Below are 13,862 nucleotides of genomic sequence, written 5' to 3'. Positions count from 1 at the left end.
GCCCGGAAAGCGCACAGGCGAACCCTGTTTGCAATGTCAGGAAAATGGCAGGGGCAGCAGGGTTCGAACCCGCGACCTACGGTTTTGGAGACCGTCGCTCTACCAACTGAGCTATACCCCTGTGGTGCGGCATGTCCTACGGCAGGTGCGCTGCAGAGGCAAGAGGGAAAAGCGCATTTTCTTGCGCCGCCCGGGCGGTTTGCCCGCCACAGGCTCTCCCTGGGCTTTGCCCCGGCGCAGCCATGCAGTATGACAGGGCAATTGCCGGGGCCAAGCCCCTGTGCCCCTTGCAGGAATGAGCCCTAGCCCCGTGAGCCTCAGAAAGAAAATCGCCGACAGCCCAAGGGTCAACCGCGCCATCGAGGGGCTGTTTGCCGCCTATGTGCGATTCGCCTTCCGCACCTCCCGCTGGACCCGCACCGGGTTTGAGGAGATGGACGCCTGCGTGCGCCGCGGCGAGCCGGTGATTTTCGTGCTCTGGCATCAGCGGCTGATCATGGCGCCTTATCTGTTCGACACCTCGCTGGGCCGCATCTGCGCGCTCACCTCCGCCGCCCGCGCCGGGCGGCTGGCCGGGCAGATCCTGGTGCGGCTGGGGTTCGAAACCATCCCGATGTCCAGCCACAAGCGCCACGTTGCCCTGTCACGCGAAGTGCTGCGCCGCACCCGGGAGGGCTGTTCCATCGGTATCGCTGCTGACGGCCCGCGGGGCCCGGCCCGGGTGTCTTCGACCGTGCCGGTGGTCTGGGCGCGGATGACCGGCTGCCGGGTGTTCACCGTGGCCTTTGCCGAGAAGAAGGTGATGAAGCTGCCGACCTGGGATCGGCAGATGCTGCCGATGCCGTTTTCGCGCGGAGTGCTGATGTGCCGGGAATGGACGGACGAGGTTCCGAAGAAGCCGAGCGAAGAAGAGGTGGAAGCGTTGCGGCTGAGCCTGGAGGCGTCGCTGGATACCATTACCGATGCCGCGGATGCCGCAGCCGGGTGCAGCAGTGAGGATCCAAAGACACAGGCGGGCTGAGCCGGCGTTTGCGGCGGCGGGCGGATTACCTGCCCTGCGAACATAATACAACGCACGGGCATGCAGATTGTCCGCAAGAAGTTCGTTGGTTTTTGACCTGGTAAAGACCGCACCAGATTGTATTCAATCGCAAGATGCGTAACGCTGGCTGGAGCCAGCATTCATATTTTCAGTTTGAATTTCCACAGGTCAAAATGCAGTCCATCACCCTACGCCCCCTGCAGGCAGCATCTCTCTTCGCCGTTTCTGCCGCTTTCCTGATTTGCGGCGAGGCCCGGGCGGAGACGGAAATTGATCTTGGGTCCCGCAAAACGGTTTCCTTGGAAACAAAACTGCTCTGGCCCCAAGAGTACGGCTTGTACTTGCTGCTGCAGAAAAGCACGGAGCTTTATTGGGAACTGACCAGAAACGGGTACGGCGTCAGCCCGCCCAATCAGACAACGGATGACCCAGGCCTGCTCACCTTTTCTGTGAAAATCTACGAATGGGGGAGCGGCGAAGATAAGCTGGTCTTTGAGCAATCGAACCTGCTGCCAAGTGTTCATATGATTTTAACGAAGAATTCGGGCTGGAAGTCGCTTCGGCCCAGCTGTCCACCGGCAGATACCGGATAGAGGCCACACCGGAGAATACGAGTCACGCCCTGGCGGACATCCCCGCAAGGCTGATGTTTATCAAAGCACTAAGGGGAAAATAGGCCGCATTCTATTCCCCGCCCGGACGCTGCGCGTTCGGGCCGCGTCCGGCCTGCGCCGAACCGGAGGTTTGCCTCCGGCAAAACGGGCGGGCGCGATTGCATAGCAGCCGGAGCTGGCGCTCCCTGCGGCCTCAAAAGCTCCACTGGAGCTTTTGCAATACGGCCTCCGGCCCCGGGCCGGTTCCTGCCCTGTTCTGAGATTGCCGTATAGTGCTGCCGTATAGAAAAAGGGCCTCCCGAGGGAGGCCCTTTCTATTGTCTCACCGGCGCGGGCTCTCATTGATTTTGCTGCGCAAAACCAACTGCCGCCCGCCAGACGGCAAAGCCGTCTTACTCAATGATTTTGGAAACAACGCCAGCGCCGACGGTGCGGCCGCCTTCGCGGATGGCGAAGCGCAGGCCGTCTTCCATCGCGATCGGCGCGATCAGCTCAACTGCGAACTTCAGGTTGTCGCCCGGCATCACCATCTCGGTGCCTTCCGGCAGGGTCACGGTGCCGGTCACGTCGGTGGTGCGGAAGTAGAACTGCGGACGGTAGTTCGCGAAGAACGGGGTGTGGCGGCCGCCTTCTTCCTTGGTCAGGATGTAGGCTTCGGCTTCGAACTTGGTGTGCGGGGTCACGGAACCCGGCTTGCACAGAACCTGGCCGCGCTCGACGGAATCACGGTCCACACCGCGCAGCAGGGCGCCGATGTTGTCGCCGGCTTCACCGCGGTCCAGCAGCTTGCGGAACATTTCCACGCCGGTGCAGGTGGTTTTCGAAGTGTCTTTGATGCCGACGATTTCGATCTCGTCGCCAACGTTGATGACACCGCGCTCGACACGGCCGGTCACAACGGTGCCGCGGCCGGAGATCGAGAACACGTCTTCGATCGGCATCAGGAACGGCTGGTCAACCGCGCGCTCGGGGGTCGGGATGTATTCGTCCACGGCCGCCATCAGTTCTTTGATCTTCTCTTCGCCGATTTCCGGGTTGTTGCCTTCCATCGCCGCCAGAGCGGAGCCCGCAACGATCGGAATGTCGTCGCCCGGGAATTCGTAGGAGGACAGCAGCTCGCGGATTTCCATTTCCACCAGCTCCAGCAGCTCTTCGTCGTCGACCTGGTCAACTTTGTTCATGAAGACAACCAGGGCCGGAACGCCAACCTGGCGGGCCAGCAGGATGTGCTCGCGGGTCTGCGGCATCGGGCCGTCAGCAGCGTTCACAACCAGGATCGCGCCGTCCATCTGGGCTGCGCCGGTGATCATGTTCTTGACGTAGTCGGCGTGGCCGGGGCAGTCGACGTGCGCATAGTGGCGCGCTTCGGTTTCATATTCGACGTGCGCGGTCGAGATGGTGATGCCGCGGGCTTTTTCTTCCGGTGCGCCGTCGATCTGGTCGTAGGCTTTGAAGTCACCGAAGTATTTGGTGATAGCCGCGGTCAGAGTGGTCTTGCCGTGGTCAACGTGGCCAACGGTGCCGATGTTGACGTGCGGTTTATTACGTTCAAACTTTTCCTTAGCCATTGCTTAGGCGCCCTTTTGAAATGAGGGGTCGCTTGCCGACCCGGTTTCCTCTGCGCCGGCGGATTATTTGGTTTGCCGGCAAAAATCAACCCGTTCCTGCTTGACAGGGACGGTTTTCGCGCGCCTCAGCCAGCCGGTTGCGTCTCTGCCGCAGCCGCGTCCGCGCCGGTGGCGGGTTCCACCGCAGCGCGCGGGGCAAACCAGCCCTCCACCTCGTGCTGTTCGGCCATCCATTCCTCGACCTTGTCGGCGATATTGATGGCCAGGCCCTGGATCTGTTCCTGCTTAGTCCGGGCATGGCCGGAGCCCAGGAGGGCGCTTTCGCCAGTGGTGCTTTCGAAGATTTCCATCTGGTGCTTCTTCGCCAGGAATTTCTTTTGTGCCACGTCATAGACAAAGACATTCACCACCACTGCGCTCTTGGGGGAGAACAGCACCGGCACGCCGGGGGGCGCAAGCATGAAGCCCTCAAGCGTCACCGCAACGTCGTATTCCTGGGTGCCGTCATAGCGGCGCAGGCGGGTGTTCAGCGCGTTTTCGATCGGCGCGGTCCATTCGCTGTGCTCGGCGTCGCGCGACAGCGGCCATTGCAGCGCTTTCTCGGTGTAGACATGGGTGACGCGGGCCTGGAAGGCACCCAGATCCTCCGGTGCCTCATCCAGGCGGGTTTCACCGCAGGCGGTGAGCAGGGTCAAAGAGGCCAGCAGGGAAAGAACGCGGATCATGGAAGTCCCCCAAGAGAAATTCGGTCCCGCCCAGATAGCCGCGGGCGGCGGTTGGGGTAAAGGTCCGGAAGCAGCAACCCCCGCGCGGGTGGCGCGGGGGGCACAGGCAGGCGGCAGGTTTCTGCTGCCTCACTTGAACTTGTAGTTGCGCGGGAAGCCGTGCGGCGGGCGTTTGCCCACGCCGGCGCGCTTGCCGAGCCACTGGGTCAGGTCGGTCTCGTGGCGGGTCTTGCCGCCACCCATTTCCCAGCGCAGCCCGTCATCCCAGTTGAAGGTCGTGATGTCGGAAAGGCCGCCGTCCAGCTCCAGTGAGCCCTGCTTGCCGCGGGCCATGTTGTACTTCTGCAGCCGCACGCCCTTGCCGCGGGTGAGTTCCGGCATTTCCTCGACGGAGAAAACCAGGAACTTGCCGTTCTCAGAAACGATGGCCACATGGTCGCCCTCGACCGGAATACAGATCTTGGCGCGCTCGTCGTCCTTGACGTTCAGCACTTGCTTGCCGCTGCGGGTCTGGGCGACGATTTCCTTTTCAGCGCAGATGAAGCCGTTGCCCGCATCCGAGGCCACCAGCAGGCGGCCGTCGGGGTTGTGGATCATCAGGTCGACGATCTCAGCCTCGTTCGGCAGGTCGACCATCAGGCGCAGCGGTTCGCCCATGCCGCGCCCGCCCGGCAGGTTGGCGGCTGACAAGGTGTAGAAACGTCCATTGGAGCCGAACACCAGCAGGCGGTCGGTGGTTTCGGCGTGGAAGATGAAGCGCGGGCCGTCGCCGTCCTTGAACTTCAGCTCGCGGTTCAGGTCGATGTGGCCAGTCATCGCCCGGATCCAGCCCATCTGTGAGCAGACCACGGTGATCGGCTCGCGGTCGATCATCGCCTCCAGCGGCACGTCCTCAACCTCGCCGGCCTCGGCAAACAACGTACGGCGGGCTCCACCGGCGTAGTCCTTGCCGAACTGCTTCTTGGTTTCTTTCAACTGCTCGGAGATGCGGGACCATTGCAGGTCTTCGGAGGCCAAGAGTTCGACCAGCCCGGCGCGCTCCTCGCGCAGGGCATCGCGTTCGCGGACCAGTTCGATTTCTTCCAGTTTGCGCAAAGACCGCAGGCGCATGTTGAGGATCGCCTCAGCCTGCACCTCTGTCAGTTCGCCCGCGCCGGGCGCCGGAGAGACATACTCGGCCTCGGTGAAGGCGCGGGGGTGGTCCTTGCTCCAGTCCTCGCGGATCAGGGCGGCCTTCGGGTCCTCGTCATAGCGGATGATGTCGATCACCCGGTCGAGGTTCAGGAAGGCGATGATGAAGCCCTCCAAGACCTCCAGCCGGTGGTCGATCTTTTCCATCCGGTGGCGCGAGCGGCGCTGCAGCACATCGCGGCGGTGGTCGAGGAAGGCGCGCAGCACCTCCTTCATTGAACAGACCTTGGGGGTCACACCGTCGATCAGAACGTTCATGTTGAGGCTGAATCGGATTTCCAGGTCCGAATTGCGGAACATCATGTTCATCAGAACCTCGGGGTCCACATTCTTGGACTTAGGTTCCAGGATGATGCGGATGTCGTCCGCCGATTCGTCGCGCACGTCGGCGAGGATCGGAACCTTCTTGGTCTGGATCAGCTCGGCGATCTTCTCGATCAGCTTGGATTTCTGGACCTGATAGGGGATCTCGGTGACGACAACCTGCCACTGGCCGCGGCCCAGGTCCTCGACCTCGTGCTTGCAGCGCAGGCGGAAGGAGCCGCGGCCAGTGCTGTAGGCCTTGGCGATGTTTTCCTTGGGCTCGACGATGATGCCGCCGGTTGGGAAATCCGGGCCCGGCACGTAGTTCAGCAGGGTGTCATCGCGGGCATCCGGGGTCTTGATCAGATGCAGGCAGGCGTCGATCAGCTCTGCAATGTTGTGGGGCGGGATGTTGGTCGCCATGCCAACCGCGATGCCGGCCGCACCGTTGGCAAGGATGTTCGGGAAGGTCGCGGGCAGAACTGCCGGCTCAGTCAGGCGGCCATCGTAATTGTCGCGGAAATCAACCGAATCCTCATTGAGGCCTTCGAGCATCGCTTCGGCCACGAAGGTCATCCGCGCCTCGGTGTAGCGCGACGCCGCCGGGTTGTCGCCGTCGATGTTGCCGAAGTTGCCCTGACCGTCGACCAGCGGGTAACGGACGTTGAAGTCCTGCGCCAGGCGCGCCATCGCGTCATAGATCGCGGCGTCGCCGTGGGGGTGGAAGTCGCCCATAGTATCGCCGGAAATCTTGGCCGATTTCAGGAAGCCGCCGGAGGAGCTGAGCCGCAGGCGGTTCATCGCATAAAGAATGCGCCGGTGCACCGGCTTCAGCCCGTCACGCGCGTCGGGCAGTGCCCGGTGCATGATGGTGCTAAGCGCATAGGTCAGATAGCGCTCGCCAATGGCGCGGCGCAGCGGTTCGCGGATTTCGCCACCTTCAGGGGCGGACGGCATGTCGGGGTCTTCTACCAGGTCGGTCATGCATCGGTGATACTGCCGCCGCTGGAATTGGTAAAGCGGGCGCGCGCGAAATTCGCACACCTCTGCCTGGTTGCCAGGGCACGGGGAGAAGCGGCGCGACTCTCCCCTGTTTCCTGGCCGTTAACATGCACTAGGTATAGAGGGACCGGGCAGCTGCGCCGGTCGTTTTTGTACTGGAAATCCATTTTCTGATGCAGCCGCCTTTAGTTGGTCTGGGGGGACCGGGTTATGTCGCGATTTGTTCTGGTATCATTTGCCTTCCTCGGATGGGGATTTTACGAGCTGAGCGGAGGGGCGGATTTTGAACCGCCTAAACGGCCAGAGCCGGTGGCGGCAGCGCAGCCTGCCGCGGCTCAGCCTGTGAGAATCACCGCTGCCGCGCTGACTGCGCAGCCGGTCCTGACACACCGGTCGCAGGTTCAAACGCCAGCCCGCCCGGCTGCGGACCCGGCCCTGCGCCAGCGGGTCGCGGCCCAGCATCTGGCCAGCGCTTCCGGTGTTCTTGCATCGACTCAGACAGCCTTTTCCGGCGAACCCGCCCCTGGTGGCCTGCAACTGGCATCGCTTGACGGCGGCTTGGCGGCGATCACGGCAGCACCTGCCGCCATCGTGGAAGCCGTGCAGCCGGAGCCAGAGGCCGTTTTGGACCGCCGCAGTATCCGTGCGTCACGAGTGAACATGCGGCAAGGGCCAGGCACCAGTTATCCGGTAATCACCCGCTTGCTGGGCGGGGATGAGGTCATCGTGATCGAAGACAGCGGCACCGGCTGGCTGCACCTTCGTGCGCCGGACAAAGGGCACGTGGGATGGATTGCGGCTTCCCTGGTGAGCAAGAAACGCCCATAACTGCACCGGTAGTTTCCGGGCAAAAGGGCGAAACCTTGAAAAAGACCATCCTGATTACCGGCTGCTCCTCCGGGATCGGCCTGGACGCAGCCCGCGGCATGCGGGAACGGGGCTGGCGGGTGTTTGCCTCCTGCCGCCAGCAGCGCGATTGCGACCGGATGCGGGCCGAAGGGTTTGAAAGCCCAAGGATCGACTACACCGACCCGAACAGCATCGAATCAGGCCTTGCCGAAGTGCTGGAAGCCAACGGCGGCACGCTGGATGCGCTTTTCAATAATGGCGCACACGGTCTGCCCGGTGCGGTGGAGGATCTGCCCACCGAGGCCCTGCGCACCATTTTTGAGGCTAATTTCTTTGGCTGGCACGAGCTGACCCGGCAGGTGATTCCGGTGATGCGCAAGCAGGGGCACGGGCGGATCGTGCAGAACTCCTCGATCCTGGGCTTTGTCACCTTCCCATGGCGGGGCGCCTATGTAGCGACAAAATACGCGCTGGAGGGCCTGACCGACACGCTGCGGGTCGAGCTGCGCGGCACCGGCATCCACATGGTGCTGATCGAGCCCGGTCCGGTGACGTCGAAAATCCGCGAGAAATCCATCCCGCATTTCGAGCGCTTCATCGACTGGAAGGCGTCGCCGCTGCGCGAACTGTACGAATCGCGGCTGCTGAAGCGGCTGTATGATGGCAGCAACGGCCCGGACCGGTTCGAGCTGCCGGCCTCAGCTGTCACTGCCAAGCTGGCCCATGCCTGCGAATCCCGGCGGCCGCATCCGCGCTACTACGTCACCACTCCCACCTATATCGCCGGTTTCCTGCGGCGCATCCTGCCGACCCGGGCAATTGACCGCATCCTTGTAAAGCTCGGATAGGGTCGCCATCTGCATCTGCGCAGGGTAGATGAGGCCCAACGAATTGATGCGCTTGGGGGACAGGATGAGCGATCCGCTGTATTATCTGGGGCTGGCTGCGGTGGCTGCCGTGGTTGTGGCGCTGGTCGTCGGCATCGGCGGCTTTGGAAAGGGCGGGGAGTTCAACCGCCGCAATGCAAACAAGATGATGCGGCTGCGCATCCTGTTTCAATTCATTGCAGTGGTGATCCTGCTGGCCTACGTCTATCTGCGCAGCCAGGGAGGATAAGTGGCGATGGTCGTTCTGAACAAGATTTACACCCGCACCGGCGACAAGGGCGAAACCGCGCTCGGCAACGGCGCGCGGGTCGCCAAGCATTCGGCGCGGGTCAATGCCTATGGCACCTCGGATGAGCTGAACTCCTTTGTCGGGGTCGCACGGCTGGAGGCGGAGGGCGAAATGGATGCCGCCCTGGCCCGCATTCAGAATGACTTATTCGATCTGGGCGCCGATCTGTGCCGTCCGGAGATGGAAAAGGACGCCGAAGCGGAATACCCGCCGCTGCGGGTCGCGGCGGCGCAAGTTGAGCGGCTGGAAGCCGAGATCGACGTCATGAACAAGGATCTGGAGGCGCTGCGCAGCTTCATCCTGCCGGGCGGGTCACGCCTTGCGGCGCATTTGCATGTCTGCCGCACCGTGGCGCGCCGCGCCGAACGGCTGGCCACCGACCTCAGCACTGCCGAGGACGTGAACCCGGCGGCAGTGAAATACCTGAACCGTCTCTCCGACTGGTTCTTTGTTGCCGCCCGCACCGCCAACAACGGTGGCAAGGACGACGTACTGTGGGTGCCCGGCGCCAACCGCTGAGGCGACCTGCCTCAGTTTTCCCGGCCTGATTCGCCCTTTGGCGCCGGATTTTTGCGAATCCGGCGCCAAACGCGTCACGCAGGCCAGCTGCGCCCTGCCGTTGCGGCGGGCAGATTTCCCACCGGAAACATTCTTGCAAAAATGATGTTCCAAATGAGCAAACGCGACGTCGGCGTGCGCTAACGTGACGATTTTGCCCTGTTGCAGGCGCACACCAGCCGGTATCAACGCTGCGAGAGCATAGAGGGGGAGTCGCCCTGGGGCGGCTTGCCGTTTGTTAAGGAGAGAACGCAAAATGAAGGTACTCGTGCCTGTCAAACGCGTGATTGACTACAACGTGAAGGTCCGCGTCAAAGCGGACGGCAGCGGTGTCGATCTCGCCAACGTGAAAATGTCGATGAACCCCTTCGACGAAATCGCTGTCGAAGAAGCTATCCGCCTGAAAGAAGCCGGCAAGGCCGATGAGGTGGTTGCGGTTTCCATCGGCGTCAAGCAGGCTCAGGAAACCCTGCGCACCGCCCTGGCGATGGGCGCAGACCGCGCCATCCTGGTGGTTGCTGCCGACGACGTGCACACCGACATCGAGCCGCTGGCCGTTGCGAAAATCCTGGCCAAAGTGGTCGAGGAAGAGCAGCCCGGCGTCGTGCTCTGCGGCAAGCAGGCGATCGACAACGATATGAACGCAACCGGCCAGATGCTGTCGGCGCTGCTGGGCTGGTCCCAGGGCACCTTTGCCTCCGAGCTGGACATCGAAGGCGAAACCGCAAAAGTCACCCGCGAGGTTGACGGCGGCCTGCAGACCATTTCCGTGAAGATGCCCGCCATCATCACCGTGGACCTGCGCCTGAACGAGCCGCGCTATGCGTCGCTGCCCAACATTATGAAGGCGAAGAAAAAGCCGCTGGACGAGAAAACCGCCGCCGACTACGGCGTCGACGTCACGCCGCGCCTGGAAATCGTCAAGACCGAAGAGCCGCCGGCACGCGCCGCAGGCATCGTGGTCGGTTCTGTCGACGAGCTGGTTGAGAAACTCAAAGAAGCGGGGGCTGTGTAATGGCTGTTCTTCTCCTTGCTGAAGTGACCGACGGCGCGCTGGCGCTGGACGCAACCGCAAAAGCTGTTGCCGCAGCCTCCAAACTGGGCGACGTGACCGTTCTGGCTGCTGGCGCCTCTGCTGCTGCGGCTGGCGAAGAAGCCGCCAAGATCGCAGACGTTGCCAAGGTTCTGGTTGCCGAAGACGCATCCCTGGGTCACCGCCTGGCGGAACCGACCGCGGCACTGATCGCTGGCCTGGCGTCTGACTTTGAGCACATCGTGGCACCCGCCACCACCGACGCCAAGAACGTCCTGCCGCGCGTTGCGGCACTGCTGGACGTGATGGTGATCTCCGACGTTTCCGGCGTTGTCGACGGCAACACCTTCGAGCGCCCGATCTACGCCGGCAACGCGATCCAGACCGTGAAGTCGAACGACGCCAAGAAAGTCGTGTCGATCCGTACCGCGTCCTTTGACGCAGCTGGCGAAGGCGGCTCCGCATCCGTGGAAACCATCTCTGCTGCGGCAAACCCGGGCCTGTCCGAGTGGGTCGAAGACAAGGTTGCCGCAAGCGACCGCCCCGAGCTGACCTCGGCCGGCATCGTTGTCTCTGGCGGCCGCGGCGTTGGCTCCGAGGAAGACTTCAAACTGATCGAGACCCTGGCCGACAAACTGGGCGCTGCTGTCGGCGCATCCCGCGCGGCTGTCGACTCGGGCTACGCCCCGAACGACTGGCAGGTGGGTCAGACCGGCAAGGTTGTTGCTCCGGACCTCTATGTCGCCATCGGCATTTCCGGCGCTATTCAGCACCTGGCCGGCATGAAGGACTCCAAGGTCATCGTGGCGATCAACAAGGACGAAGAAGCACCGATCTTCCAGGTTGCGGACTTTGGCCTGGTTGCCGACCTGTTCGAAGCCGTCCCGGCCCTGACCGAAAAGCTTGGCTAAGCCCTACTGAGGTGTTAGGCAAAGATAAGGCCCGCCGAATGGCGGGCCTTTTTCTGTTCACGGGCGTCACTTGCCTTGCAGCAGGGGGAGAAGGCGATCAGCGAGCGCGTCTGCAATCCTCATATGCTCCTTGGGGCCGATCATGTGGCGGGCAGCCGGCAGTTCCATCTGACCGAAGACCATTCCGGCAATGTCCTGAGCCGTGGACGCGGAGGAGGACTTGAACTCCAGAATGCCGCTGACCTTGGGGCGCAGCGCATCCGCCATAGGCCGGTCCACCAGCACCGGCTCTTCTGTAAAGCCGCCGTCGGCATCCAGTTCATAACGCAGCCAGAGCAGCAGAACACGGCCTTTCAGCTCTTCTATCAGGCCGCTCATCCGCTCCAGCCAGCTGCGCTGCAGCTGCTCCCGGACCTGCTCGAACCTCTGCCCGGAGATGTCCTGAAGGGTGCTGAGCAGGTGCTTGTTGAAGTGGAATTCGGTAAAGTCCACTTCCGGGTACAGTGTCTTGAGCGCCGGCTGGGCTTGCAGGAAGCGGTCGTTGCGGCGCGGGTGGACCCGGTAGTACGGGTTCGAAATGTTCTGCGCACTCAGCATCTGCAGCACCGAGATGTGCGCACCCCGGGCAATATTGATCAGCGTCTTGTCCTGCACAAAACTGTCCAGCCCGGCGTTCACGCTGCCCAGGTTGATACAGTCTATGCCAAGGCGGGGCTGCAGGGTGTCGACAAAGGGAAACTCAACGAATCGCCCGTAGACTTCGGTTCCACCAAGAAAGGCAACATAAGGCGCATCCAGGGACCGTTGAGGCCCCCGAACCAGCAGCCTGGACTGCCCATATCTGCATGGTTCCCCCGCAAGCGCACCTGCGCTTTTGAGTTCATAGCTCATTTCACCACCAATTTTTCACCCGAGACTCACCTTGCAGGGCAAGCATTGCAATTTCCCTAAAGTGAGAATTTGCCTCAAATCGGCTCAAGCTGCCCTTGTGCCTGCCCTTCCCCGGCCAGTAAGGTTGCCGCAGATATTTCAGGAGCCTGAGGCATGGAAATTCAGAAGGTTGGAGTGATCGGCGCGGGTCAGATGGGCAACGGCATTGCCCATGTTATGGCGCTGGCCGGGTACGAGGTCGTGCTGAATGACGTCAGCCAGCAGGCGCTGGACGGCGCGCTGAGCCTGATTCACAAGAACATGGAACGCCAGGCCAGCAAGGGCAAGATCTCCGAAGCCGACGTGAAGGCGGCGCTGGCGCGTATCGTACCGTCGCTGAAGCTGGCTGACGTGGGCGCAACCGATCTGGTGATCGAAGCGGCGACCGAGCGCGAGACCGTGAAGCAGGCCATCTTTGAGGACCTGCAGCCGCATCTGCAGCCGCATACAATCCTGACCTCCAACACCTCCTCGATCTCGATCACCCGGCTGGCCAGCCGCACCGACCGGCCAGAGCGTTTCATGGGGTTCCATTTCATGAATCCGGTGCCGGTGATGCAGCTGGTGGAGCTGATCCGCGGCATCGCCACCGACGAGCCAACCTTCAACGCCTGCCAGGAAGTTGTGGCGCGGCTGGGCAAGACCTCGGCCAGCGCCGAGGATTTCCCGGCTTTCATCGTCAACCGGATCCTGATGCCGATGATCAACGAGGCGGTCTATACGCTCTATGAGGGCGTGGGGTCTGTGAAGTCGATCGACGAGTCGATGAAGCTGGGCGCCAACCACCCGATGGGGCCCCTGGAGCTGGCGGATTTCATTGGCCTGGACACTTGCCTAGCGATCATGAACGTTCTGCACGACGGGCTGGCGGATACCAAGTACCGCCCCTGCCCGCTGCTGACCAAATACGTTGAGGCGGGCTGGCTGGGCCGCAAGACCCAGCGCGGCTTTTATGACTACCGCGGCGAGGTACCGGTTCCGACCCGGTAACCGCCCGCACAGAATAAAGAAGCGCCCCGCGGGGCGCTTTTTCGTTTCCGGCAGTATAATCAGGCGGGCTCAGCTTTGCTTACCGAGGCTGAGCGTGTGGTCACGCAGCCAGGCCATGAAACCGCGCGGGTCGGTTTGCAGCTGCTCCATCTGCTCATCCGTTAGCGGCTTGCCGACCACCGGCGCCTGCGGTTTGTTGCAGGAGCGGACGATTTCGTGCAACAGCAGGCCCTGGCGCAGGATCGGGGAGATCTGACAGGCGATCTGATACCAGCGGGAATTCGAGCCGGGGAAGTAGATCGGCACCACCCGCGCGCCGGAGCGGCGGATCAGCTGGGCGGTGAAGACGTTCCATTCGCGCTCTACCGCGGGGCCGAACCAGCTGTCGGACGACATCACTACGCCCGAGGGGAACAAGGCCACCGCACCGCCCTCCTTGAGGAAGGCCATGGTCTTGGCCCGCATGTCCACCATCTTGCGCTGCGCTTCGGGGTCATGCGGGAAGGGCACCGGGATCATGAAGGAGGTTGCCGCCTCATCCAGGCCGGTCAGCACCGAACGGGTCAGGATGCGGTAATCGAGGCGGCGGCGGCCGATGAGATCAGCAAAGATCATGCCGTCGACCATCCCGTGCGGGTGGTTGGCGACGATCACCACAGGACCGTCTGCGGGGATATTTTCGATCTGTGTCTGCGGGGTCTGCAGGTCGATGCCCATGGTGTTGAGGGCGCCGCGCCAGAACTTCTGACCACGGTACTCGGCGTTCCGCTTCTCGAACTTGTTGACCATACGCAGGATGGTCAGCTTGCCGGTCAGCCATTCGATGGTCTTGATCGCCACGGACGTCCAACGGTCATCGAAAGAGTTAGCATAGGTCAGCGTGCGGCGGTCATAGACCTCGCCCGTTGCCTGTTCAGCGGTGTCCGGTGTGATGCCGGTCTTCCTGTCTTGTGCGGTGTCCGCCAATGTG

General features: G+C 62.5%; 14 protein-coding genes and 1 tRNA gene. 9 read left to right on the top strand and 6 right to left on the bottom strand.

Annotated elements, in window-relative coordinates:
- Nucleotides 1-45: 45 nt before the first annotated feature.
- Nucleotides 46-121 (bottom strand) — tRNA-Trp (locus ACXAEK_RS07160).
- Between the two features lie 189 nt (nucleotides 122-310).
- Between ACXAEK_RS07160 and ACXAEK_RS07155 the strand changes: the two genes are divergently transcribed.
- Nucleotides 311-1,021: a lysophospholipid acyltransferase family protein gene (locus ACXAEK_RS07155; protein ID WP_475040812.1), complete on the top strand. Its 711-nt coding sequence runs from the start codon at nucleotides 311-313 to the stop codon at nucleotides 1,019-1,021.
- 194 nt (nucleotides 1,022-1,215) lie between these two features.
- Nucleotides 1,216-1,635 carry a hypothetical protein gene (locus tag ACXAEK_RS07150; protein WP_475040810.1) on the top strand — a complete coding sequence of 140 codons (420 nt, stop codon included), beginning with the start codon at nucleotides 1,216-1,218 and terminating at the stop codon, nucleotides 1,633-1,635.
- A 413-nt stretch (nucleotides 1,636-2,048) separates the two neighbouring features.
- Here ACXAEK_RS07150 and tuf read toward each other — a convergent pair whose 3' ends face one another.
- From tuf to ACXAEK_RS07135, 3 genes are all read right to left on the bottom strand, one after another.
- Nucleotides 2,049-3,224, bottom strand: coding sequence for an elongation factor Tu (gene tuf / locus ACXAEK_RS07145; protein WP_475040809.1), 1,176 nt, complete (start codon nucleotides 3,222-3,224; stop codon nucleotides 2,049-2,051).
- A gap of 125 nt (nucleotides 3,225-3,349) precedes the next feature.
- Entirely contained in the window at nucleotides 3,350-3,949 is a 600-nt protein-coding gene (locus ACXAEK_RS07140) for a hypothetical protein (protein WP_475040808.1), read from the bottom strand.
- A gap of 129 nt (nucleotides 3,950-4,078) precedes the next feature.
- The gene (locus ACXAEK_RS07135; RefSeq protein WP_475040806.1) at nucleotides 4,079-6,427 is read right to left on the bottom strand and encodes a DNA topoisomerase IV subunit A; all 2,349 of its coding nucleotides are present in this window, start codon (nucleotides 6,425-6,427) and stop codon (nucleotides 4,079-4,081) included.
- Nucleotides 6,428-6,655: 228 nt separating this feature from the next.
- On the opposite strand from ACXAEK_RS07135, the gene ACXAEK_RS07130 reads away from it, so the two are divergent.
- The 6 genes from ACXAEK_RS07130 (at nucleotide 6,656) to ACXAEK_RS07105 (ending at nucleotide 10,972) form a co-directional block, all read left to right on the top strand.
- Nucleotides 6,656-7,273, top strand: a complete 618-nt coding sequence (locus ACXAEK_RS07130) for an SH3 domain-containing protein (protein WP_475040805.1) — start codon at nucleotides 6,656-6,658, stop codon at nucleotides 7,271-7,273.
- Between the two features lie 35 nt (nucleotides 7,274-7,308).
- Nucleotides 7,309-8,142: an SDR family NAD(P)-dependent oxidoreductase gene (locus tag ACXAEK_RS07125; protein WP_475040804.1), complete on the top strand. Its 834-nt coding sequence runs from the start codon at nucleotides 7,309-7,311 to the stop codon at nucleotides 8,140-8,142.
- 64 nt (nucleotides 8,143-8,206) lie between these two features.
- On the top strand, nucleotides 8,207-8,410 hold the full coding sequence (locus ACXAEK_RS07120) for a twin transmembrane helix small protein (protein ID WP_475040802.1): 204 nt from the start codon (nucleotides 8,207-8,209) through the stop codon (nucleotides 8,408-8,410).
- Nucleotides 8,411-8,416: 6 nt separating this feature from the next.
- Nucleotides 8,417-8,989 carry a cob(I)yrinic acid a,c-diamide adenosyltransferase gene (locus tag ACXAEK_RS07115; protein WP_475040801.1) on the top strand — a complete coding sequence of 191 codons (573 nt, stop codon included), beginning with the start codon at nucleotides 8,417-8,419 and terminating at the stop codon, nucleotides 8,987-8,989.
- Between the two features lie 295 nt (nucleotides 8,990-9,284).
- Nucleotides 9,285-10,043 carry an electron transfer flavoprotein subunit beta/FixA family protein gene (locus ACXAEK_RS07110; protein ID WP_039159202.1) on the top strand — a complete coding sequence of 253 codons (759 nt, stop codon included), beginning with the start codon at nucleotides 9,285-9,287 and terminating at the stop codon, nucleotides 10,041-10,043.
- Nucleotides 10,043-10,972, top strand: a complete 930-nt coding sequence (locus tag ACXAEK_RS07105; RefSeq protein WP_475040799.1) for an electron transfer flavoprotein subunit alpha/FixB family protein — start codon at nucleotides 10,043-10,045, stop codon at nucleotides 10,970-10,972. The genes ACXAEK_RS07110 and ACXAEK_RS07105 overlap by 1 nt, the downstream gene beginning before the upstream one ends.
- 66 nt (nucleotides 10,973-11,038) lie before the next feature.
- Here ACXAEK_RS07105 and ACXAEK_RS07100 read toward each other — a convergent pair whose 3' ends face one another.
- Nucleotides 11,039-11,863 (bottom strand): DUF6473 family protein, encoded by an 825-nt coding sequence (locus ACXAEK_RS07100; protein ID WP_475040798.1) that lies wholly within the window; start codon nucleotides 11,861-11,863, stop codon nucleotides 11,039-11,041.
- A gap of 153 nt (nucleotides 11,864-12,016) precedes the next feature.
- On the opposite strand from ACXAEK_RS07100, the gene ACXAEK_RS07095 reads away from it, so the two are divergent.
- Nucleotides 12,017-12,892 (top strand): 3-hydroxybutyryl-CoA dehydrogenase, encoded by an 876-nt coding sequence (locus ACXAEK_RS07095; protein WP_475040797.1) that lies wholly within the window; start codon nucleotides 12,017-12,019, stop codon nucleotides 12,890-12,892.
- Between the two features lie 69 nt (nucleotides 12,893-12,961).
- On the opposite strand, the gene ACXAEK_RS07090 is transcribed toward ACXAEK_RS07095, so the two are convergent.
- A complete protein-coding gene (locus tag ACXAEK_RS07090; RefSeq protein ID WP_475040796.1) occupies nucleotides 12,962-13,858 on the bottom strand; it encodes a lysophospholipid acyltransferase family protein in 897 nt (298 codons plus the stop codon).
- Nucleotides 13,859-13,862: the final 4 nt, after the last annotated feature.

This window comes from Leisingera sp. ABM4_101 (genome assembly GCF_056158725.1).
This window is presented reverse-complemented; position numbering and strand designations above follow the sequence as displayed.

What these genes read in the sequence shown, in the direction of transcription:
- tuf (WP_475040809.1), bottom strand. Translation starts at nt 3,224, where the DNA reads ATGGCTAAGGAAAAGTTTGAACGTAATAAACCGCACGTCAACATCGGC.
- ACXAEK_RS07140 (WP_475040808.1), bottom strand. Translation starts at nt 3,949, where the DNA reads ATGATCCGCGTTCTTTCCCTGCTGGCCTCTTTGACCCTGCTCACCGCC.
- ACXAEK_RS07115 (WP_475040801.1), top strand. Translation starts at nt 8,417, where the DNA reads ATGGTCGTTCTGAACAAGATTTACACCCGCACCGGCGACAAGGGCGAA.
- ACXAEK_RS07120 (WP_475040802.1), top strand. Translation starts at nt 8,207, where the DNA reads ATGAGCGATCCGCTGTATTATCTGGGGCTGGCTGCGGTGGCTGCCGTG.
- ACXAEK_RS07130 (WP_475040805.1), top strand. Translation starts at nt 6,656, where the DNA reads ATGTCGCGATTTGTTCTGGTATCATTTGCCTTCCTCGGATGGGGATTT.
- ACXAEK_RS07100 (WP_475040798.1), bottom strand. Translation starts at nt 11,863, where the DNA reads ATGAGCTATGAACTCAAAAGCGCAGGTGCGCTTGCGGGGGAACCATGC.
- ACXAEK_RS07150 (WP_475040810.1), top strand. Translation starts at nt 1,216, where the DNA reads ATGCAGTCCATCACCCTACGCCCCCTGCAGGCAGCATCTCTCTTCGCC.
- ACXAEK_RS07135 (WP_475040806.1), bottom strand. Translation starts at nt 6,427, where the DNA reads ATGACCGACCTGGTAGAAGACCCCGACATGCCGTCCGCCCCTGAAGGT.
- ACXAEK_RS07095 (WP_475040797.1), top strand. Translation starts at nt 12,017, where the DNA reads ATGGAAATTCAGAAGGTTGGAGTGATCGGCGCGGGTCAGATGGGCAAC.
- ACXAEK_RS07105 (WP_475040799.1), top strand. Translation starts at nt 10,043, where the DNA reads ATGGCTGTTCTTCTCCTTGCTGAAGTGACCGACGGCGCGCTGGCGCTG.
- ACXAEK_RS07110 (WP_039159202.1), top strand. Translation starts at nt 9,285, where the DNA reads ATGAAGGTACTCGTGCCTGTCAAACGCGTGATTGACTACAACGTGAAG.